General features: G+C 65.5%; 17 protein-coding genes and 1 pseudogene. 10 read left to right on the forward strand and 8 right to left on the reverse strand.

Annotated elements, in window-relative coordinates; all coding sequences use genetic code 11:
• Window positions 1–14 precede the first annotated feature (14 nt).
• Entirely contained in the window at window positions 15–1,628 is a 1,614-nt protein-coding gene (locus ACFOJE_RS09450) for an FMN-binding glutamate synthase family protein (protein ID WP_377814068.1), read from the forward strand.
• Window positions 1,629–1,635: 7 nt separating this feature from the next.
• On the opposite strand, the gene ACFOJE_RS09455 is transcribed toward ACFOJE_RS09450, so the two are convergent.
• The 5 genes and pseudogenes from ACFOJE_RS09455 to ACFOJE_RS09475 form a co-directional block, all read right to left on the reverse strand.
• Entirely contained in the window at window positions 1,636–2,913 is a 1,278-nt protein-coding gene (locus ACFOJE_RS09455) for a tyrosine-type recombinase/integrase (protein ID WP_377814069.1), read from the reverse strand.
• A 189-nt stretch (window positions 2,914–3,102) separates the two neighbouring features.
• Window positions 3,103–4,626, reverse strand: coding sequence for a 3-hydroxyacyl-CoA dehydrogenase (locus ACFOJE_RS09460; protein WP_377814070.1), 1,524 nt, complete (start codon window positions 4,624–4,626; stop codon window positions 3,103–3,105).
• 46 nt (window positions 4,627–4,672) lie between these two features.
• Complete coding sequence (locus tag ACFOJE_RS09465; RefSeq protein WP_377814071.1) at window positions 4,673–5,815, reverse strand: acyl-CoA dehydrogenase family protein; 1,143 nt, start codon at window positions 5,813–5,815, stop codon at window positions 4,673–4,675.
• A 9-nt stretch (window positions 5,816–5,824) separates the two neighbouring features.
• On the reverse strand, window positions 5,825–7,006 hold the full coding sequence (locus ACFOJE_RS09470; protein WP_377814072.1) for an acyl-CoA dehydrogenase family protein: 1,182 nt from the start codon (window positions 7,004–7,006) through the stop codon (window positions 5,825–5,827).
• A 56-nt stretch (window positions 7,007–7,062) separates the two neighbouring features.
• A pseudogene (locus ACFOJE_RS09475) lies at window positions 7,063–7,911 on the reverse strand (enoyl-CoA hydratase-related protein); the annotation flags it as partial.
• 237 nt (window positions 7,912–8,148) lie between these two features.
• Here ACFOJE_RS09475 and ACFOJE_RS09480 point away from each other — a divergent pair.
• From ACFOJE_RS09480 to ACFOJE_RS09510, 7 genes are all read left to right on the forward strand, one after another.
• Window positions 8,149–9,816, forward strand: a complete 1,668-nt coding sequence (locus ACFOJE_RS09480; RefSeq protein WP_377814073.1) for an AMP-binding protein — start codon at window positions 8,149–8,151, stop codon at window positions 9,814–9,816.
• A 50-nt stretch (window positions 9,817–9,866) separates the two neighbouring features.
• Window positions 9,867–10,634, forward strand: coding sequence for an SDR family NAD(P)-dependent oxidoreductase (locus ACFOJE_RS09485; protein ID WP_377814074.1), 768 nt, complete (start codon window positions 9,867–9,869; stop codon window positions 10,632–10,634).
• 16 nt (window positions 10,635–10,650) lie between these two features.
• Window positions 10,651–11,433: a 2-ketocyclohexanecarboxyl-CoA hydrolase gene (gene badI, locus ACFOJE_RS09490; RefSeq protein ID WP_377814075.1), complete on the forward strand. Its 783-nt coding sequence runs from the start codon at window positions 10,651–10,653 to the stop codon at window positions 11,431–11,433.
• 91 nt (window positions 11,434–11,524) lie between these two features.
• Window positions 11,525–12,664: a cyclohexanecarboxyl-CoA dehydrogenase gene (gene aliB / locus ACFOJE_RS09495; protein ID WP_377814077.1), complete on the forward strand. Its 1,140-nt coding sequence runs from the start codon at window positions 11,525–11,527 to the stop codon at window positions 12,662–12,664.
• Between the two features lie 71 nt (window positions 12,665–12,735).
• Window positions 12,736–13,218 (forward strand): MarR family winged helix-turn-helix transcriptional regulator, encoded by a 483-nt coding sequence (locus tag ACFOJE_RS09500; protein ID WP_377814078.1) that lies wholly within the window; start codon window positions 12,736–12,738, stop codon window positions 13,216–13,218.
• A 320-nt stretch (window positions 13,219–13,538) separates the two neighbouring features.
• Entirely contained in the window at window positions 13,539–14,705 is a 1,167-nt protein-coding gene (locus tag ACFOJE_RS09505; RefSeq protein ID WP_377814079.1) for an OprD family porin, read from the forward strand.
• Window positions 14,706–14,762: 57 nt separating this feature from the next.
• On the forward strand, window positions 14,763–15,446 hold the full coding sequence (locus ACFOJE_RS09510; protein WP_377814080.1) for a nitroreductase: 684 nt from the start codon (window positions 14,763–14,765) through the stop codon (window positions 15,444–15,446).
• Between the two features lie 22 nt (window positions 15,447–15,468).
• Here ACFOJE_RS09510 and ACFOJE_RS09515 read toward each other — a convergent pair whose 3' ends face one another.
• Complete coding sequence (locus tag ACFOJE_RS09515) at window positions 15,469–16,485, reverse strand: DNA-binding protein (protein ID WP_377814082.1); 1,017 nt, start codon at window positions 16,483–16,485, stop codon at window positions 15,469–15,471.
• A 175-nt stretch (window positions 16,486–16,660) separates the two neighbouring features.
• On the opposite strand from ACFOJE_RS09515, the gene ACFOJE_RS09520 reads away from it, so the two are divergent.
• Window positions 16,661–17,638 (forward strand): site-specific integrase, encoded by a 978-nt coding sequence (locus tag ACFOJE_RS09520; RefSeq protein WP_377814083.1) that lies wholly within the window; start codon window positions 16,661–16,663, stop codon window positions 17,636–17,638.
• A 422-nt stretch (window positions 17,639–18,060) separates the two neighbouring features.
• On the opposite strand, the gene ACFOJE_RS09525 is transcribed toward ACFOJE_RS09520, so the two are convergent.
• Window positions 18,061–18,738 carry a dienelactone hydrolase family protein gene (locus ACFOJE_RS09525; protein ID WP_377814085.1) on the reverse strand — a complete coding sequence of 226 codons (678 nt, stop codon included), beginning with the start codon at window positions 18,736–18,738 and terminating at the stop codon, window positions 18,061–18,063.
• Window positions 18,731–19,402 (reverse strand): phosphoribosyltransferase, encoded by a 672-nt coding sequence (locus ACFOJE_RS09530; protein WP_377814086.1) that lies wholly within the window; start codon window positions 19,400–19,402, stop codon window positions 18,731–18,733. The genes ACFOJE_RS09525 and ACFOJE_RS09530 overlap by 8 nt, the downstream gene beginning before the upstream one ends.
• Window positions 19,403–19,563: 161 nt before the next feature.
• On the opposite strand from ACFOJE_RS09530, the gene ACFOJE_RS09535 reads away from it, so the two are divergent.
• Window positions 19,564–20,058, forward strand: coding sequence for a BCAM0308 family protein (locus ACFOJE_RS09535; protein ID WP_377814087.1), 495 nt, complete (start codon window positions 19,564–19,566; stop codon window positions 20,056–20,058).
• The last annotated feature ends 1 nt before the right edge of the window (window position 20,059 follow it).

Consider the following 20,059-nt stretch of genomic DNA (forward strand, 5'->3'; position numbering starts at 1 on the left):
CGAGGTTCCCGCGGATGAAATTGTTGCTGTTGAGCCGGTATGCGACGTTCGCCGGCTGCGTATTGCTCACCCTCATCACTCTGTGCCTGCTGCCGGAGCATCCGTGGCTCTGGCCGCTGACCCTGGTCGGCTTCCTGCTGACCCTGCTGGGCATCTACGACATGCGCCAGACCCGGCACGCCATCCGGCGCAACTACCCGGTGATCGGCAACCTGCGCTACCTGCTGGAATACATCCGGCCGGAGATCCGCCAGTACCTGCTGGAGTCGGAAGACGACCATCTGCCGTTCTCCCGCGCCCAGCGCACCCTGGTCTACCAGCGCGCCAAGAACCTGAGCGCGGAGAAGCCCTTCGGTACCCTGGAGGACGTCTACCGTCCCGGTTTCGAGTTCATCAGCCATTCGCTGCTGCCGGTCCGGCAGGTCGATCCCACCGACTTCCGCATCACCATCGGCGGCCCGCAATGCCAGCAGCCGTATTCGGCGTCTATCTTCAACATTTCTGCCATGAGCTTCGGTGCCCTCAGCGCCAACGCCATCCGCGCCCTGAACAAGGGCGCGAAGATCGGCGGCTTCGCCCATGACACCGGCGAAGGCAGCATCAGCCCCTATCACCGCGAGCACGGCGGCGACCTGATTTGGGAGCTGGGCAGCGGCTACTTCGGCTGCCGTACCGGCGACGGCCACTTCGACCCCGAGCGCTTCGCCGTCCAGGCGCAGAACTGGCAAGTTAAGATGGTCGAGATCAAGCTGAGCCAGGGCGCCAAACCCGGGCACGGTGGCATCCTGCCCAAGCACAAGGTCACCCCGGAAATCGCCGCCACCCGCGGCGTGTCGATGGATGAGGACTGCATCTCGCCGGCGCGCCACAGCGCCTTCTCCATGCCCATCGAACTGATGCAGTTCATCGCCCAACTGCGCGAGCTGTCCGGCGGCAAGCCGGTGGGCTTCAAGCTTTGCCTCGGCCACCCCTGGGAGTTCATGGCCATCGCCAAGGCCATGCTGGAAACCGGCATCCTGCCCGACTTCATCGTCGTGGACGGCAAGGAAGGCGGCACCGGTGCGGCCCCCGAGGAATTCACCGACCACATCGGCGTGCCGATGCGCGAGGGTTTGCTGTTCGTGCACAACACGTTGGTGGGGATCAACCTGCGCGACAAGATCAAGATCGGCGCCAGCGGCAAGATCATCAGCGCCTTCGACATCGCCAGCGTGCTGGCCATCGGCGCCGACTGGGTCAACTCGGCGCGCGGTTTCATGTTCGCCATCGGCTGCATCCAGTCCCAGTCCTGCCACACCAACAAGTGCCCGACCGGCGTGGCCACCCAAGACCCGGCCCGCCAGCGCGCCCTGGTGGTACCGGACAAGGCCGAGCGGGTCTACAACTTCCACCGCAACACCCTCAAGGCCCTGGCCGAGATGCTCGCCGCCGCCGGTCTGGAGCATCCGTCGCAGCTGGAAGCCAAGCACCTGGTACGTCGCCAGTCGAGCACCGAGATCAAGCTGTTCTCCCAGCTGCACGTGTTCCTCAAGCCGGGCGAGCTGCTGAGTGGCAAGATCTCCGGCGAGTTCTACGAGCGCATGTGGAAGATGGCCCGGGCCGACAGCTTCGCCCCTGCCGAGGTCTGAGAACGCCTCACTCCTTGAGCCGCCGCGACCTGCCGGAAGCGGCGCGCTCCTGTTCGATGTTGTTGTAGTAGATGTCCTGCGTGGTGCTGGCCTTGGCGTGACCGAGGTCGTCCTGCAGGTGCTTGAGCGGCCGGTGCGGCGCGTCGTAGGTGGCGCTGGTATGGCGCAGCCAGTGCGCGCTGGCGGCCCGCAGGCTGGAAATCTCGTCCTCGCTGCGGCCTTCGGCCTGCATCCGCTTGAGGGTGGTGTCGAAGCACTTCTGCACGATGTTGCGGATCTGCCGGTCGGTCAGGCCGCCGCGGCCGTCCAGCTTCAGCAGCAGCGGCGTGGACTCCCCGGGATGCGGCAATGGGCTCAGGTTGCGCGACATCCGGTAACGCTTCAGATAGCTCAGCATCTCGTCGCTGACCGAGACGCGCCGCTCCTTGTTGCCCTTGCCGACGGTCACGTACCACCAGGCGCCGCTGGGGTCCTTCTGGAAGGCCTGCATGGTCGGGTTCCAGCCGGGGCGGCCGGCCAGCTCCGAGATGCGCAGGTAGAGGGAGAACAGCGCGGCGATGACGAACAGGGTGCGTTCGTGCTTCTCCGGGTCCTGATGGGCCATCCATTCCGCCGTTTCCATCACGAACGCCCACTGCAGACGATCCAGCACCTTGCCGCCCAGCGCGGGGGCCTTCTTCTGGAAGAAGCGGCTTTTCTGCTTGATGGCGCGGAACGGGTTGCCGGCCAGGACGTCCTGGTCGTTGAGGAAGTCGTAGAAGGAGCTGCAGATGGCGAACACCTGTTTCAGCGAGCCCTGGGTGATCTCGTAGCGCTCGGGAGTCAGCCGCGGCAGGCCGGTCTCCTGGGCCAGCTTGCGCGAAGCCTTGTTGCCGAGGGTGTCGTAGGGGCGCCATTCGGGATTGGGGATGAGCTCGCCCTGGTCCTGGATGAAGCGGCGCTGGACCGTCTTGCCGACCCAGGCGGGGTCGGGAGCGAGGGCGAACTCAAGGAAGGCTTCGGCGTCCTGGCGTTTCAGGCTCAGGACCGAGCTCCCCTTTCGCAGCCAGCTCCAGAGGAGGAGGCGTTCCACCTGGATGCGATAGGCCTTGAAGGTGGTTTCCCAGCCGGAATAGGAACGCAGGAAATCCCGTGCCTGTCGGTAGTCCTCTCGAGCGGGAACGGTCGGCTCCAGCTTGTTCAAAAAACGCACAACGAAGCGGTTTTCCGAAACCAGGTTGTTCGCTGATAAACCGAGGAAGCGCGAGTAGGTATCGAAGAGCGGTTGCGGGAGGAGATCGGTCATGGGAAGGAGGGGCTTGGGATGGACTTCGTTTCATAATAGCTTATTTCCGATTATGGACGTAATCGGATTTCATGATCATATTTATAGGATAACCTACTGATTATCCGTGGTTTTCAATTTTTCTCCGACGCTTGTCGACTCAATATGCGTTCGTCGGATTCTCTGCACGATCGATCGTCGATTCGGTGTTCATACGGACAACGATTGATCTTCGGGAGTGTCGAGCGGCAGTCCCAGCTGTACCCGGCGGCGCAACCAGGGGCTGGTCCGGTAGCGTGGCTCCTGATACTGGCGGTAAAGCCCCTGCAGAATCCGGGCGATCCGAGCCGCACCGTAGCGCTCGCCGAACTCCAGCGGTCCGTGGGGATAACCGAGGGCCAGCTGCACCGCACGATCGAGCACGGCCGGACTGGCGATACGCCGCTGGGCGATCTCGCAGCCCAGATTGACGACGCAGGCCAGCACACGCTGGGCGACGAAGCCGACGGAGTCGTTGATCACTTCGACCGGCACTCCGTCGGCTGCGAGAGCTTGTCTGGCCTGGGCCAGTGCCTCCGGGGCCAGCCCCGGATGGCGCATGAGCACCCGGCGCCGGTCGAGCCCGGTCAGGGTTTCCAGCGCCAGGCTGCGCGCGACCGGCAGTCTCCGGCGGGCGATGAGGCTGCTGGCGTCCTCGCCCAGCGGCGTGACCAGGCAGATGGCCGACTCCGAGGGTTCGGCGCCCTCCTCCAGTTCGGCCCCGGCTACGGCCAGCACGGCCGCCACCTGCCGGCGGATGCCCGGTTCCCGGCTGTCGAGCCAGAATGGCCGCACGATGGGCACCGGCACAGCGCTCGGCTCCGGGTCCGGCTGCAGGTCGCCGTTCGCATAGCGGTAGAAGCCCTCGCCGCTCTTGCGCCCTAGCAGCCCCGCGGCCAGGCGCGGCGCCAGCAGATGGGACGGCGTGTAGCGCGGGTCCTGGTAGAACTGCTGGTAGACCGACTCCATCACCGTCTGGGTGACGTCCAGGCCGATCAGGTCGAACAGCTCGAACGGCCCCATGCGAAAGCCCAGGCCGTCGCGCAGGATGCGGTCGATCTGTGCCGGCGCCGCGACGCCCTCGGCGAGGATGCGCAACGCCTCGGTGCCGTAGGCCCGCCCGGCATGGTTGACCAGGAAGCCGGGGCTGTCCGGAGTGCGCGCCGGGAAATGCCCGGTCCGTTCGGCCAGCGCCGCCAGACGCTCGATCAACTGCGGATCCGTGCGTTCGCCACGGATCACCTCGACGATCTTCATCAGCGGCACCGGGTTGAAGAAGTGGAATCCGGCGACCCGCTCGGGATGCCGGCAAGCGCTGGCAATGCGCGTCACCGACAGCGACGAGGTATTGGTCGCCAGCACTGCATCCACGGCCACTACCGCTTCCAGTTCGCGAAACAGCGCCTGCTTGGCCTCGAGGTTTTCCACGATGGCCTCGATCAGCAGATCGCAGTCGGCCAGCTCCGGCAGACGGCGGGCCGCGGACATGCACGCCAGGCTTCTACTCGCCTCCTCCGCCGTCATCCGTCCCCTGGCCGCAGCCCGCTCCAGGGTTTCGCGGATGTGGGCAAGCGCCTGCTCGACCGCTTCCGGCCGGCTGTCGTACAGCCGCACCGCAATCCCTGCCGTCGCGAACAGCTGGGCGATTCCCCGCCCCATCGCCCCGCTGCCGATCACGCCTATGCGTTCGAACATGCTTGCCTCCTTTCGCTCAGCCCTATCCGCTCCTACAGCTCGCCGCTCAGGCGCAGCGCAGAAGCCCGGCATAGACCCGCAGATGGTGATCGTCGTCGCCCAGCTGGTGGCCGAGCATTACCAGGCGCTTGGCGTGGTGGGCCAGGACGTATTCCCAGGTCATGCCGATCCCGCCATGCAGCTGGATCGCCTGCTCGGCGATGAAACGCCCGGCGCGCACGACGATGAACTTGGCGGCCGCCAGACGACGGCTGCGCTCCTCGCCGTCGGGCTCGTCGGCCACGCAGGCGGCGAGAATGGCCATGGAAGTGGCCAGCTCCAGCTCGGTGCGCATGTCCACCATGCGGTGCTGCAGAGCCTGGAACTTGCCGATAGGCGTGCCGAATTGCCTGCGCGTCTTCAGGTAGTCGAGGGTCAGTCGGCAGGCCTCCTCCATGCTGCCCACGGCTTCCGCGCACTGGGCGGCGATGGCCCGGCCCTGCTGGTAGCGCAGCGCCGCCAGCGCCTGGCCCGGTTCGCCGAGCAGATCGCACTCGGGCACGAAGGTGCGCTCGAGGTACAGCTCGCAGCCTTTCGGGCCGTCGACGGTCGGATAGGCCCGACGGCGCAGACCGTCTGCCTGCGCGTCGACCAGGAACAGCGAGACGCCATCCTCGTCCCCGGCCTCGCCGCCGGTTCGCGCGGAAACCAGCAGCATCCCGGCGCTGTGCCCGCCGATCACCACCGCCTTGCGCCCACTGAGCACCCAGCCGCCCTCGGCCGGGACGGCGCGGGTGCGCACCTCGTGCAGGCGGTAGCGGCTCTGCGGCTCCTCGAAGGCCGTCGCCAGCTGCAGTTCTCCGCCGATCAGCGGCGGCAGCAGACGCTCGTGCTGCTCGGCGCTACCCAACTGCTGCAGCAGTCCGCCGGCGAAGATCTGTGACGACAGATAGGGCTCCAGACAGAGGCCACGGCCCAGTTCGGTCATCACCAGCAGGTTGTCCACGCCGCTGCCGCCGAAGCCGCCATGGACTTCGGCGAAAGGCACGCCGAGCAGCCCCAGTTCGCCCATCCGTCGCCAGAATTCGCCGCTGAAGCCCGACTCGCTGCGGTAGTGGCGTTGGCGTTGCTCGAAGCCGTAGTGATCGCGCACCAGGCGAGCCACGGTGTCCTGCAGCATCTGCTGTTCTTCGCTGTGATTGAAGTCCATGGGGCTCTCCTACAGATCGAGAATCTGCTTCGCGACGATGTTCTTCTGGATTTCGTTGGAGCCGCCGTAGATCGACAGCTTGCGCAGGTTGAAGTACTGGCAGGCGGGCGCCGCGCTGTAGTCGGCGTGCAGCGGCTCGCCGGAGAAGTCCGGGCTCAGCTCGTCCTCCAGATACGGCAGCGCGTAGGGGCCGATCACCTTGCGCAGCAGGTGGCTGATGGCCTGGCGGATCTCCGAGCCCTTGATCTTGAGGATCGAGCTTTCCGCACCTGGCACGCCGCCGGCCCGCGCCGCGGCGAGGATGCGCAGGGTGCTCATCTCGATGGCCATCAGCTGCATCTCCAGCTCGGCGATCTGCGCGCGCAGCAGCGGGTCGTCGAGCACGCCCTCGCGAGTCGCGACCCGCTTGAGATGGGCCAGCGCCGCCTTGGACTGGCCGATGCCGGCCTGGCCGGTGCGCTCGTGGGTAAGCAGGTACTTGGCGCAGGTCCAGCCCTGGTTCTCCGCGCCGATCCGGTTGGCCACCGGTACCCGCACGTTGTCGAAGAACACCTCGTTGACTTCGTGCTCGCCGTCGAGGGTCACGATCGGCCGCACGTCGATGCCGGGCGTGGCCATGTCGATCAGCAGGAAGGAGATGCCCTGTTGCTGGCGGGCTTCCGGATCGGTGCGCACCAGGCAGAAGATCATGTTGGCGTGCTGGCCGAGGGTGGTCCAGGTCTTCTGGCCGTTGACGATGTAGTGATCGCCGTCGCGCTCCGCGCGGGTCTTCAGCGAAGCCAGGTCGGAGCCGGCGCCCGGCTCGGAGTAGCCCTGGCACCACCAGTCGCGGCCGTCGAGGATGCGCGGCAGGTAACGGGCCTTCTGCTCCGGCGTGCCGAACTCGATGATCACCGGCGCGACCATGTTGACGCCGAAGGAGATCGGCCGTGGCGCGCCGTAGGCAGCGCACTCCTCCTCGAAGATGTGCTTCTGCACCAGACTCCAGCCGGTGCCGCCGTGCTCCACCGGCCAGTTGGCGGCGTACCAGCCGCGGCCGTTGAGGATGCGCTGCCAGCGCTGGTGGTCCTCCTTGCCCAGGCGCTTGCCGAGCCGGACCTTGGCAGCGATGTCCGCCGGCAGTTCGGTGCGCAGGAAGGCGCGCACCTGGTCGCGGAAATCCAGCTCTTCCCTGCTGTAATCGATGTCCATGAAGCCTCCTCGGGTCGTTTCGCCGGAGCCGGCCCCGGCGGTGGGCGTTAGCGCTGATCGGCCTGGCGGGCCTTGCGCACGGCGAAGAAGGCGGCGACCAGAGCGGCTCGCTGCGGGGATTGCAGGCACTCCAGGAAGAGTTCGCGCTCGCGCCGCAGTCCCTCGGCCAGGGGTAGGTCGACCGCTGCTTGGAGCGCCGCGATGGCCCGCAACGGGGCGAACAGCTCGGGCCCGCCCTGCTTCGCTTCGCGCCGGCGGGTGGCGAAGAGCCCGACAAAATCGCCGAACATCCGGTCGTTGCGCTCGCCGGTGCGGCGCGGCCCGTGGCCTTCGGCCAGCAGGCGCTCGGTGAAGGCCAGCCCGGCGGTCTCCGGTTCGGCTTCGAACAGCGCATCGACCAGGCCGCTGTGCGCCGCCTCCTCCGCTGCGATGGGATGTGCACCGAGGATCATCTCCAGCGCCAGGGCGACGCCGACCAGGCGCGGCAGACGCTGGGTACCGCCGGCGCCGGGAATCAGCCCCAGCCTGACCTCGGGCAGGCCCAGCGAGGCGTCGTGCCGGGCGATGCGGTAATGGCAGGCCAGGGCGATTTCCAGCCCGCCGCCCAGGGCCGAGCCGTGGATCGCGGCGACGCTGGGCTTGCTGCAGCGCTCGATGGTCTCGACCACCTCGGGAAGGATCGGCGCCTTCGGCGGCAGGCCGAACTCCCTGATGTCGGCGCCGGCCATGAAGGTCCTGCCGGCGCAGTACAAAACCACGGCCTGTACGTCCCGGTCGGCCTCCGCCGCCCGGAAGGCGTCCTGCAGTGCAACGCGTAGCCCGTGGCCGAGAGCGTTGACGGGCGGGTTGTCGACCCGGATCAGGGCGATGGCGCCCTGCCGGGCCAGATGCACGAGGGATGACATCGGTCGAGCTCCTGCAGGCGTCGCTCGCCTGCTTTCTTGTTCTTGTCGAGTCGGCAACCTGGCGGCTAGCCAGCCGACGATACCGTGGCGTTCCTTGCAACCTGTTGTCGAGCATAGAGTCAGCGATCATTAAAGACAACATGTTGACATAAAATTATCGTAAACCTATCTTCACCCCCATCAGGGAAGTCGATGCAGTACCCGCTATAACAATAAAACCCGCAAGGGAGGGTAGGCATGAAAACAACAACGAACCTGTATCGGGTGCGGCGTGCGGCAATGTATGCCTGCGGCGCCTGGAATGACAGGATCATTACGGATTACCTGGACGAGGCCGTCGCCAGAGCGCCGGCGCGCAACGCCCTAGTTGGCTACCGGGTCCAGGCCGGCGACCGCACCGCACTGAGCTATGCCGAGCTGGATCGGCGCGTCGCCCGCATCGCCGCAGGGCTCGCGGCGCTGGGGGTAGAGCCCGGGGACGTGGTCTCCTGCCAGCTGCCCAACTGGTGGCAGATGAGCGCCCTGTTCCTCGCCTGTGTCCGCATCGGCGCCGTGACCAACCCGCTGATGCCGATCTTCCGCGAGCACGAGCTGCGCTTCATGCTCGCCCATGCCCGTAGCCGGGTGCTGGTCATCCCGCAGACCTTCCGTCATTTCGACCACCAGGCGATGATCCGCGGACTACGCGGTGAGCTGCCGGACCTGGCGCGGGTGCTGGTGATCGGCGGCGAGGGAGAGGAATCCTTCGAGCAGGCGCTGCTGGAGCCGGGCTGGGAGCGTGAAGTCGACAGCGCCCGCCTGTTCGCCGAACGCCGCCCCTCGGCCGACGACGTGATCCAGGTGATCTACACCTCGGGCACCACCGGCAAGCCCAAGGGCGTCATGCACACCTGCAACACCTTGCTCAGCCATATCCGCCCGTTCTGCGAGCGGCACCGCCTGAGCGAGGCACACACCGTCCTGATGCCCTCCCCGCTGGCCCATCAGCTCGGCTTCCTCTACGGTCTGATGGCGCCGATCTACCTGGGCGCCACCAGCGTCCTGCAGGACATCTGGGATCCGCTGTTCTCGGTCCGCGTCATCGCCGAGGAACGCCCCTCCCTCACCCTGGGCTCCACCCCCTTCCTCTCCGATCTGCTGGACATCGCCGACCGGCACCGCGAGCAACTGGCCTCGCTACGAACCTTCATCTCCGCCGGCGCGCCGATTCCCGGCGCCCTGGTGGAAAGGACCGCCGGCCTGCTGGACACCCGGATCGTCTCGGCCTGGGGCATGACCGAGAACGGTGCCGTCACCACCACCCGGCCGGACGATCCCCCGCACATGGCCGCCATCAGCGACGGCCTCGCCCTGCCGCACATGGAGGTCCGGGTGATCGGCGAGGACGGCACGCCGCTGCCGCCGAACCAGGAAGGCGATCTCTTCGTCCGCGGAGCCAGCATGTTCGTCGGCTATCTCCACCAGCCGGAGCTGTACGGCGTGGACGACGACGGATGGTTCCCTACCGGCGACATCGCCCGTATGGACGAGAACGGCTACATCCGCATCACCGGGCGCAGCAAGGACGTGGTCATCCGTGGCGGCGAGAACATCCCGGTAGTCGATATCGAGAACACCCTCTACAAGCACCCGGCGATCCAGAGCGTCGCCCTGGTCGGCGCTCCCGACCCGCGTCTGGGCGAGCGCCTGTGCGCCTACGTCACCCAGAAGGACGGCCGGGAGCGGCCGCTCACCTTGCAGGAGGTGGTCGATTACCTGCTGGAGCAGCAGTTCACCCGCCAGTACCTGCCGGAATACCTCGAAGTGCTGGACGAGCTGCCGCGCACGGCCTCCGGAAAGATCCAGAAATTCAAGCTGCGCGAGCGGGCCCGACACCTGTTCGGCGATCGCCAGATACCCGCCTGAGCCAGGCATTCACCAGTCCCAGGACAAGTTCGACAAGAAGGGAGCGAGACATGAAAGGTCTGATAGGAAAAATCGTGATAGTCACCGGCGGCGGCGGCGGCATCGGCCGTGCGGTCTGCCAGCGGTTCGCCGAGGAAGGCAGCCTGGTGGCGGTGCTCGACCGCGACGCCGGAGCCGCGCAAGCCACCGTGGAGCTGATCCGCGAGGCAGGCGGCAAGGCCCGCGCCTACGCGGCGGACATCAGCGATTACGCGGCCATCGTCGACACCGTGACGGCCATCGAGCGGGATCTGGGCGTGCCCACGGTGCTGGTCAACAACGCCGGCTTCGACGTCTTCATGCCATTCCTCAAGACCGAGCCGGCGCTCTGGCAGCAACTGATCGCCATCAACCTCACCGGCGCCCTCAACATGCACCACGTGGTCCTGCCGAAGATGGTCGAGGCCGGCGGCGGCAAGGTCATCAACATCGCCTCCGACGCCGCCCGCGTCGGCTCCTCAGGCGAGGCCGTGTACGCCGCCTGCAAGGCCGGCCTGGTCGGCCTGTCGAAGACCCTGGCACGCGAGCTGGCGGCCAGGAACGTCACCCTCAACGTGGTCTGCCCCGGCCCGACCGACACCGCCCTGCTGAAGAGCGTGACGGACAGCGCGAGCAACCCGGAAAAGCTGCTGGAAGCCTTCCGCAACGCCGTGCCCATGCGCCGCATCGGCCAGCCGCAGGATTACCCGGGAATCATCGCCCTGCTCGCCAGCGACGATGCCGACTTCATCACCGGCCAGGTCATCAGCGTGTCCGGCGGCCTGACCATGGCCGGCTGACCAGGAGATCGAATCCATGAACTACGAAGACATCCTTTACGCAGAGACTGACGGCGTCGCCACCATCACCATCAACCGTCCCGAGCGCTACAACGCCTTCCGCGGCCAGACCTGCCTGGAGCTGATCGACGCCTTCAACCGCGCCGGCTGGAACAAGGCGATCGGCGTGATCGTCCTCACCGGTGCCGGCGACAAGGCCTTCTGCACCGGCGGCGACCAGGGCGCCCACGAGGGGCAGTACGACGGCCGCGGCCTGATCGGCCTGCCAGTCGAGGAACTGCAGGGACTGATCCGCGAGGTGCCCAAGCCGGTGATCGCCCGGGTCAACGGCTTCGCCATCGGCGGCGGCCATGTGCTGCATGTGCTCTGCGACCTGTCCATCGCCTCGGAAAAAGCCGTTTTCGGCCAGGTCGGGCCGAAGGTCGGCTCGGTCGACCCGGGCTTCGGCACCGCCTACCTGGCCCGGGTGATCGGCGAGAAGCGCGCCCGCGAGATCTGGTACCTGTGCCGCAAGTACAACGCCCAGCAAGCGCTGGAATGGGGGCTGGTCAACGCCATGGTGCCCCACGAGCAGCTGGATGCGGAAGTGCAGAAGTGGTGCGAGGAAATCCTCGAGAAGAGTCCGACCGCCCTGTCCATCGCCAAGCGCTCGTTCAACGCCGACAGCGAGAACATCGCCGGCATTGGCGGCCTCGGCATGCAGGCCCTGAGCCTGTACTACGACACCGAGGAGTCCCGGGAAGGCGTCGCCGCCTTCAAGGAAAAGCGCAGGCCGGACTTCCGCAAGTTCTACAAGTGATCCCCTGGTCGGTAGGAGCGGACTCATCCGCGATCGGAGGTGGCGCCTCCCTCCTGCCGGCAGGTTCGAGATTTCTCCACCGGAGGCAACCATGAATTTCGCATTCACCGAACAACAACAGGCGATCCGGGAAAGCGTGGCGCGCCTGGCCGCCGACGTCCTGGCCCCCCGCTATCGCCAGCGCGAGCAGGAAGGCCGCATCGAGCGCTCCGTGATCCGGCAATTGGGCGACATGGGCTGCCTGGGCGGCGAGCTGCCGGAAAAACTCGGCGGCAGCGGGCTGGGCTGCGTCACCAGCGGCGTGATCATCGAGGAAATCGCCAAGGGCGACTTCAACGTCGGCTACCTGCCGCTGCTGGCCTCGCTGAACGGGCAGATCATCGCCAACTACGCCGAGCCGGAGCTGGCGCGGAAATGGCTGAGCGAGATCACCGCCGGGCGCAAGACCGTCTGCATCGCCCTGACCGAACCCCATGGTGGCTCGGATGCCGCCAACCTGCGCCTGAAGGCCGAGCGTCGGGGCGATCACTACCTGCTCAACGGCGAGAAGACCTCGATCTCCATGGCCGACCAGGCCGACGTCGCCGTGGTCTTCGCCCGCACCGGCACCGTCGAGCAGCGCGCCGGCGGGATCAGCGCCTTCCTCGTACCGATGGATCTGCCGGGCATCGCCACCACCCGCTTCGAGGACTCCGGCCAGCGCGCCATCGGCCGCGGCTCGATCTTCTTCGACAACGTCGCGGTGCCGCTGAGCCACCGCCTCGGCGAGGAAGGCAAGGGCTTCCGGCAGGTGATGCAGGGCTTCGACTACAGCCGCGCGCTGATCGGCCTGCAGTGTCTGGCCGTGGCCCAGCAGTCGCTGGACGAGACCTGGCACTGGCTGACCGAGCGCCAGGCCTTCGGTCAACCGCTGTCGGCCTTCCAGGGGCTCACCCATCCCCTCGCCGAGTACCAGACCTACGTCTCCGCCGCCCGCCTGCAGTGCTACTACTCGTTGTGGCTCAAGGACAGCGGGCTGCCGCACAACGCCGAGGCCGCCATGAACAAGTGGTGGGCGCCGAAGCTCGCCTTCGACGTGGTAAAACAGTGCTTGTTGGCTCACGGCCATACCGGCTACGGCGAGGACCTGCCCCTGGCCCAGCGCCTGCGCGACGTGCTCGGCCTGCAAATCGGTGACGGCACGGCGCAGATCATGAAAAATATCATCGCACGCGAGACCGTCCCGAAATGACCGCTTGTCTGTCCCGGCAGCAAGGAGGCTTGACGGCCGTCGAGCCTTCCACCGGGAAAACAGGAGTCCAAATGAGCGAAAGCCCGTCCAGAGGCGTAGCCAACCGGTTGTTCTTCCGACTGTTCCAGACCGGGAACATCCTCCAGCGGCAGATCCAGCACGAGATGGGCGTCAGCACCGTGCAGTGGGCGGTGCTGGGCGCCCTTTCCCGCGAAGGCTACGAGCAGGGAATCTCGTTCAATCAGCTGACCGAGTATCTGTTCGTCAGTCGGCAGAGCCTGGATGGCGTACTCAAGCGCATGGAGCGGGACAAGCACATCGTGCGCATTCCGCACCCGGAGGACGGACGTGCCCGTCTGGTGCAGATGACCGGGCAAGGACGGGAGTTCTGGGACAGCCTGCAACCGAAGATCACCGAATTCTACCGGCAGGCACTGGGCAGTTTCGGTTTCGACGACAGCATCAGCTTGCTGCATTATCTCAACAACTTGCAGGGCGATTTGACCAAAGTCGAATTGTCCACTCTGAAAAGCTTGACGAAAGATTCAAGATAAGCAGGAATAGCAACGGAAGCTGACCCGCTATGCGGCTCTGCCGCACTGTTTCATCCCACGCTCTCGCGTGGTGCCGTTTGAATAAAAACAAAAACACTTGGCAGGAATAACCGATGAGCAACAAGACCCTCGTAATGCGAGGGTCGGCCAGGGAGTTCAATGGCTTCAGCGCCGTTGACGTGGTCGATCTTCATGCTGGATGCGATACCCGTTCCACCCCCGTCTTTTCTCTCAGCCATAAAGCTCGCTTGCTTTCGCTCTGCGGTTGCCTCCTTCCGCTTTCGGCCCAGGCCGGATTCTTCCAGGATAGTCATCTCACCATGGAGGCGCGAAATTTCTACCTGAATCGCGACTTCCGGGACTCGGACAAGAGCGACGTGCCCCGCTTCAAGGGCCAGCCCAAGAACAAGCTCGAAGACTGGGGGCAGGGATTCATCATGCGCTACGAATCCGGCTTCACGCCGGGGCCGATCGGTTTCGGCGTGGATGGCATGGGCCTGCTGGGCATCAAGCTGGATTCCGGCGCCGGAACCAGCGGTAGCGGCGCCCTGCCGCGCAACCCCATCACCGGCGAGGTGCCGGACGAGTTCAGTTTCTTCGGCTGGACCGGCAAGGCGAAGGTTTCCCAGAGCACGCTGACGGTGGGCACCCACCTCCCGACGCTGCCGGTGGTGTACTACAACGACACGCGGATGTTGCCGCAGACCTTCTTCGGCGCCCAGTTGCTGTCCAAGGACATCAGGAACATGACCGTGCTGGGCGGCCAGTTCCGCAAGACCCGCCTGCGCGACTCGACGAACTACGAGGACATGACCATGTTCTCCGATCGCTCCACCGGCGGTATGCCCAGCGATCACTTCAACTACGGCGGACTCACCTACACCTGGTCGCCCAAGCTGAGCGCGAGCTACTTCTACGGCGAACTGGAGAACAACTACAAGCAGCATTACATCGGTCTGCTCAGCACCCTGCCCCTGACCGAGAGCCTGAAATTCAAGTCGGACCTGCGCTATTTCATCAGCGACGACGACGGCCGCAGCACGGTGGACAACCGGACCGCGCAGGCGATGCTCACCCTGCTCTATCGGGGGCATGCCCTCGGCGGGGGCTACGTCTGGCAGACGGGGGACACCGGCATGCCCTTCATCGCCGGCGGAACCAACGCCTATACCATCAACCTCGCCACCTACCACCACTTCCTGCGCGCCCACGAGGACTCCTGGCAGGTTCGCTACGACTACGACTTCGCTCCCCTCGGCCTGCCCGGCCTGACCTTCATGGCCCGTTACATGCGGGGCAGCGATTTCCAGATCGGCAACCAGAATGCCAACGAATGGGAGCGTGACGTCGATATCAGCTATGTCGTGCAGAGCGGGCTGCTGAAGGATCTCAACCTGCGCTGGCGCAACCTCTCCTATCGCAGCAGCAACACCACCGATCTGGACGAGAATCGGCTGATTGTCAGTTACACCTTCAAGTTCTGGTGAAAACCCTGAACGGCGTTTGCCTGCGGGCAAACGCCTCCTTTCTTCGAGGAGTCAGACATGCACGTCGACGAGGCCATGCAGTCCCGCCGCTCGATGCGCCGCTTCCTGCCCACTGCGGTTCCGCAGTCGGTGGTGCGGCATATCCTGCAGGTGGCGGCGCGCTCTCCGAGCGGCAACAACATCCAGCCCTGGCGGGTCCACGTGGTGGCTGGCACAGCCCGCGACAAGCTCTGTCGGGACCTGCTGCAGGCGGCGACCGACAGCCCCGAGCGCTATCGGGCCGAGTACGACTACTACCCCACCCAGTGGTTCGAGCCCTACTTGGAGCGCCGGCGCCGGTGCGGTTTCGCCCTCTACGAAACCCTCGGCATCGGCCGGGGCGACCGGGAACGGCGGGAGGAGCAGATGCTGCGCAACTACCTGTTCTTCGACGCCCCGGTCGGTCTGCTCGTGACCCTCGACCGGCGGCTGAGCGCCGGCAGCTACATGGACATCGGCATGTTCATCCAGAGCATCCTGCTCGCCGCCCGTGGCCAGGGACTGCACACCTGCCCGCAGGCCGCCTTCGCCATCTTCCACGAAGTCGTGCGCAAGCACCTCCCCTTGACCGACGAGGAGCTGCTGGTATGCGGCATCGCGCTCGGACATGCGGATCCCGACGCGCCGGAGAATGGCCTGGTGACCGAGCGCGAGCCGGTGGAGTCGTTTGCCAGCTTCCACGGTTTCGCCGAGAAACCGTAATCCCGTCCCGACCAACCGATACTCAGGACGCATCCTCGAGGGCCGGCTCCCTGTTCTGCTCCGCCGTGAATGTAGCCTGGCGCAGCAGATTCAGCTCCGTGTTCGCCGCACTGAGGCTGACCTGAAGATCCTGCGTCTGTTGCCGTTCCTTCGCCAGAGCGGCCTTCAGCTCGCTCATCTCCCCCTGCAGCATGCTGAAGCGTTCGAGCAGAACATCCCGCGCTGTGTGCGACTGGGCCAGTTGAGTGCCCAGGGTCACCAGCTCCCCGGCCTGCCGGGTGAGCCGGTCGCGCTGCTCGCCCTGCTCCCTGGCCATGTGCCCGATCTCGGTGGAAAGGCGCTCGTTGGCGCGGTTCAGCTGGGTGAGCTCGTCCTGCTTGACGATCAGCGTCTGCTGCAACTGGCGGATTTCCATCTGCAACTGCTGGACCTGGCTCTCATGGCGGCGCTGCTCCTGCTCGCGCTGTTCCTTGCTCGCCTGCCGGTAATGCTCCAGCGCATCGCGGCTGTGCCGGTGCTTCTCTTCCAGCGACAGGATCTGCTGGTCGCGATCCTCCAGGCGCGCCGCCTGATCCTGATTGGCCTGCGCCAGTCGTGCCTGCTCCAGCTGCGACTCCTGCAGCCGCTGCCGGGTCTGCAGATGCCCGTCCGACTCGCTCTGCAGTTGCCCCGCCAGAGTTTCAACCTGCACCTGTAGCTGCTGGATCTGCTGCTGCGCCTGGGCCAGACGCCCTTCCAGCTCGCCGCGCTCCTGGTCGAAGCGCCGGCGCATGCTTTCCACGGTCTGTTCGGCCTCCTCCTGCAGGCGTTCTGCCAGACGGGCCACCAGCGCGGTGAGCTCGTCGCTGAGGCTGGCGGTGCCGCCTTGGCGCCCGGCCTCACTCTCTTCGATCTCTTTCAGATAGCGATGAATGGTGGTTTTCGAACCGGTATTGCCCAGTTCGATACGTACCGCATCGATGCTCGGGTGTTCGCCCCGGGCCAGCAGCGCCTGCCGGGCCTTGTTCACCAGTGCTTTGTTAATGCCTCCGCGAGCCATGCTTTACCTACTATTTCGTACTGTTTTACGTACCATGTATTTACATACTATAAATGCGAAAAGTAAAGCTTGATTACAGGTCATTGCCAGCATTAAATAATCGAGCATTAACCGATATCAGTGGCACGAACACCCGCTAACGGGTGTTCTTTCGGTACGGAATCCGGGGTATTCAGTGACGAGCAAGGTCGACCGCTATCTGCAGGCGGGAACGCGGGAGAACACGCGGCGGAGCTATCGAGCCGCTATCGAACATTTCGAGGTGTCCTGGGGAGGGCTGCTGCCGGCGACCAGCGACAGCGTCGTCCGCTATCTGGTCGACCATGCCGACAGCCTGTCGCTCAACACGCTCAGGCTGCGTCTCGCCGGGCTGGCCCAATGGCATGTCAGCCAGGGCTTCCCCGATCCGACCAAGACGCCCATGGTCCGCCAGGTGCTCAAGGGCATCCGCGCCCTGCACCCGGCACGGGAAAAACAGGCCGCGCCGCTACAGTTGCAGCATTTGCAACGGGCTGTCGACTGGCTCGAACGGGAAGCGACGCAGGCCGCGCAACGGGGAGATCCACGCACCCAGCTGCGTTGTCGCCGCGATGTCGCACTGCTGCTGATCGGTTTCTGGCGGGGCTTTCGCAGTGACGAGCTGTGCCGCCTACAGGTCGAGCAGATCCAGGCGGTGCCCGGCGTGGGCATGGAACTCTACCTGCCGCACAGCAAGGCCGATCGCGACAATCTCGGTACTACCTACCGGGCACCGGCGCTGAAACAGCTGTGTCCGGTGCGGGCCTACCTGGACTGGATCACCGTCGCCGGCCTGGCGCGCGGGCCGGTGTTCCGACGCATCGACCGCTGGGGCAATCTGGCCGAGGACGGACTGAACCCCGGCAGCCTGATCGCCCTGCTGCGGCAGATCCTGCAACGCGCCGGCGTTCCGGCCGAGTCCTACACCAGTCACTCGCTGCGTCGGGGCTTCGCCACCTGGGCCAGCGCCAACGGCTGGGATCTGAAGGCGCTGATGAGCTACGTGGGCTGGAAGGACATGAAATCGGCGATGCGCTACATCGATCCGGCGATCTCCTTCGGCGGGCTGGCAGCAAGCCCGGCCACTCCGCTGTCGGATGCCCTGCGCCCGCGGCTGACCGACAGCTCCGAATAGCACTAGTACATCGGCTTTGACTGTCGAACAGGCAGCCCTCCCGAAGAACACGCCTCAATTTCCCATTCCCGCTCGAGTGACCTGCGCCGTCCCCGGCATTTCCCCAATTTGGCTGATTGCCAGGGTTTGCAGCGAGGTTTCGGAAACCTGTTACCAGTCAGTCGACTTCCGATTACAGAAAATAAATCACCAAGTAGCTCACAAAAGCGCAGTAATGATGTTTTCAAGGAAACAATTAGCCGTATATGGCTCCGGACAGGAGCCGGTACGGCTGTGATTTCAGGAATCAGACGAGTCTGTATCCGGGACTTTCGATACGCCGCAAAGCGGCATCCAGACCGACTCCAGGAAGCCTGGAGTCGGCCTGATCGCTGAGGCCCTCGACTGAGCCCGGCCCTTGCCAGGCCATTCGGCCAGCAGGATCAGGGCTTGACTGCGGAGCCCTGGTGGGCGAGATGCAGGCGGAACCAGTCCCCCGCCAGACGGGCTACCTCGTCCATCTTGCCGGACTCCTCGAACAAGTGGGTGGCGCCCGGGACCACGAACAGCTCATGGGGGCACTTCAGGTGGACGATGGTCTGGCGGTTCAGCTCCAGCACCTCGAGATCCGCCCCGCCGACGATGAACAGCGCCGGCGCCTTCACCCGCTCCAGCGAATCGCCGGCCAGATCGACGCGCCCGCCGCGGGAGACCACGGCGCCGATGTCGGCCGGCCGCGAAGCCGCGGTAATCAGGGCGGCAGCGGCACCGGTGCTGGCTCCGAACAGACCGAGGCGGAAGCCGCGCAGGCTCGGATCGCCGCGAAGCTGATCGACCACACCGTTCAACCGCTCGCTGAGCAAGGGAATATCGAAGCGGAATTGCCGGGTGGCCTCATCCACGGGCTGCTCTTCCTCGGTGAGCAGATCGAACAGCAGCGTGGCGAGTCCGAGCCCGTTGAAAAAACGCGCCACGCTCATGTTGCGCGGACTGTGCCGGCTGCTGCCGCTGCCATGGACGAACACCACCATGCCATCGGCGTTGTCCGGAACGGTCAGGTCGCCATGCAACCTGGCCTTGCCCAGGGTGAAGCGCATCGGACGTGCCGACGAATTACTCATGCTCCTTTCCTCCGTGTGTCCATGAATCTCGCAGTAGATCCTGTACTTCCTGATCGGAAGTCTGATCGAAGTTCAGATACCAATTGCCGATGGCATAGAGATGCAAGGGCGTGTGCAGGCAGACGACCCTGTCTGCCATCTTCTCCAGTTGCATGACGGTTTCCGGCGCCGCGACGGGAGCCGCGACGGTGATGCTACCGGCCCCCTGCATGCGTACGGCCTTGACTGCGGCGCGCATGGTCGCCCCCGTCGCCAGGCCATCGTCGATGAGAATGACCGGCCGCCCCTGCACCGCGGGCCGAGGTCGCTGCCCGCGATAGGCTAGCTCGCGACGCTGCAGCTCCTGGGTTTCGCGCGCGATGGCCGCCTCTATCGCAGTCGGCGAGACGTGGGCGTAGTTGACGATGTCCTCGTTCATCACCCGTATGCCGCCGCTGGCGATGGCACCCATGGCCAGCTCGTGATTGCCCGGCGTGCCCAGCTTGCGCACCACCAGAATGTCCAGCTCCAGCCCCAGCCGGGTGGACACCTGATAGGCGACTGGGACTCCGCCCCGCGGCAATGCCAGCACCAGAGCGCCGTTCCAGTCGCCCTCGGCGGCCAGCCGCTCGGCGAGGGCTCGACCGGCTTCGACCCGATCGGGAAAGGGAATGCTCACGATCATGTCGACCTCCGCTGCCAGTAACCACTCTTTTCAGTCTGGCCCAGAAATCGGCATCCGCCGGGACAGGCGGCGAGTGGTTGCTTCCGGCCATCCCCCGAGGGATGAACTAATCTTCTTTGGCAGCACGGAGATAGCCGATTTCATCCAAGCGAGGTCCTGTCATGGACAAGAACCGTCAGAGTCTGAGCGACAAGCTGATCCAGCCCGAATTTCACGACCCCTACCTGAAGCCCTGGCACGAGCGTGGCGACACCTTCTGCCCGCAGTGCGGGGTCACCTATCAGGCGGGGCGCTGGACCTGGCAGCATCTGGCGCACAAGGACAAGGCCGAAGAGGAGACCTGCCCGGCCTGCCGGCGCATCGCCGAGCGGGTTCCGGCCGGCCAGGTGACCATGAGCGGCAGCTTCGTCAAACCGCACAGCGAGGAAATCTGCCACATCGTTCGCCATGCGGAGGAACTGGAAAAGCCGGAGCATCCGCTGGAGCGGCTGATGTCCATCAGCGACACCGCCGACGGCCTGCTGGTGACCACCACCGGCATGCACCTGGCCAAACGCCTGGCCCATGCCCTGGACGAGGCCTTCAAGGGCGGGGAGCTGCACACCCACTACAAGGAGGAGGACTGCTTCGTCGACATCCACTGGAAGCGCGACTGAC

The organism is Azotobacter bryophylli (genome assembly GCF_042643485.1).
GTDB lineage: Bacteria > Pseudomonadota > Gammaproteobacteria > Pseudomonadales > Pseudomonadaceae > Azotobacter > Azotobacter bryophylli.

Coding starts and splice junctions, on each gene's coding strand:
- ACFOJE_RS09450 (WP_377814068.1), top strand. CDS start 15: ATGAAATTGTTGCTGTTGAGCCGGTATGCGACGTTCGCCGGCTGCGTA.
- ACFOJE_RS09455 (WP_377814069.1), bottom strand. CDS start 2,913: ATGACCGATCTCCTCCCGCAACCGCTCTTCGATACCTACTCGCGCTTC.
- ACFOJE_RS09460 (WP_377814070.1), bottom strand. CDS start 4,626: ATGTTCGAACGCATAGGCGTGATCGGCAGCGGGGCGATGGGGCGGGGA.
- ACFOJE_RS09465 (WP_377814071.1), bottom strand. CDS start 5,815: ATGGACTTCAATCACAGCGAAGAACAGCAGATGCTGCAGGACACCGTG.
- ACFOJE_RS09470 (WP_377814072.1), bottom strand. CDS start 7,006: ATGGACATCGATTACAGCAGGGAAGAGCTGGATTTCCGCGACCAGGTG.
- ACFOJE_RS09480 (WP_377814073.1), top strand. CDS start 8,149: ATGAAAACAACAACGAACCTGTATCGGGTGCGGCGTGCGGCAATGTAT.
- ACFOJE_RS09485 (WP_377814074.1), top strand. CDS start 9,867: ATGAAAGGTCTGATAGGAAAAATCGTGATAGTCACCGGCGGCGGCGGC.
- badI (WP_377814075.1), top strand. CDS start 10,651: ATGAACTACGAAGACATCCTTTACGCAGAGACTGACGGCGTCGCCACC.
- aliB (WP_377814077.1), top strand. CDS start 11,525: ATGAATTTCGCATTCACCGAACAACAACAGGCGATCCGGGAAAGCGTG.
- ACFOJE_RS09500 (WP_377814078.1), top strand. CDS start 12,736: ATGAGCGAAAGCCCGTCCAGAGGCGTAGCCAACCGGTTGTTCTTCCGA.
- ACFOJE_RS09505 (WP_377814079.1), top strand. CDS start 13,539: ATGGAGGCGCGAAATTTCTACCTGAATCGCGACTTCCGGGACTCGGAC.
- ACFOJE_RS09510 (WP_377814080.1), top strand. CDS start 14,763: ATGCACGTCGACGAGGCCATGCAGTCCCGCCGCTCGATGCGCCGCTTC.
- ACFOJE_RS09515 (WP_377814082.1), bottom strand. CDS start 16,485: ATGGCTCGCGGAGGCATTAACAAAGCACTGGTGAACAAGGCCCGGCAG.
- ACFOJE_RS09525 (WP_377814085.1), bottom strand. CDS start 18,738: ATGAGTAATTCGTCGGCACGTCCGATGCGCTTCACCCTGGGCAAGGCC.
- ACFOJE_RS09530 (WP_377814086.1), bottom strand. CDS start 19,402: ATGATCGTGAGCATTCCCTTTCCCGATCGGGTCGAAGCCGGTCGAGCC.
- ACFOJE_RS09535 (WP_377814087.1), top strand. CDS start 19,564: ATGGACAAGAACCGTCAGAGTCTGAGCGACAAGCTGATCCAGCCCGAA.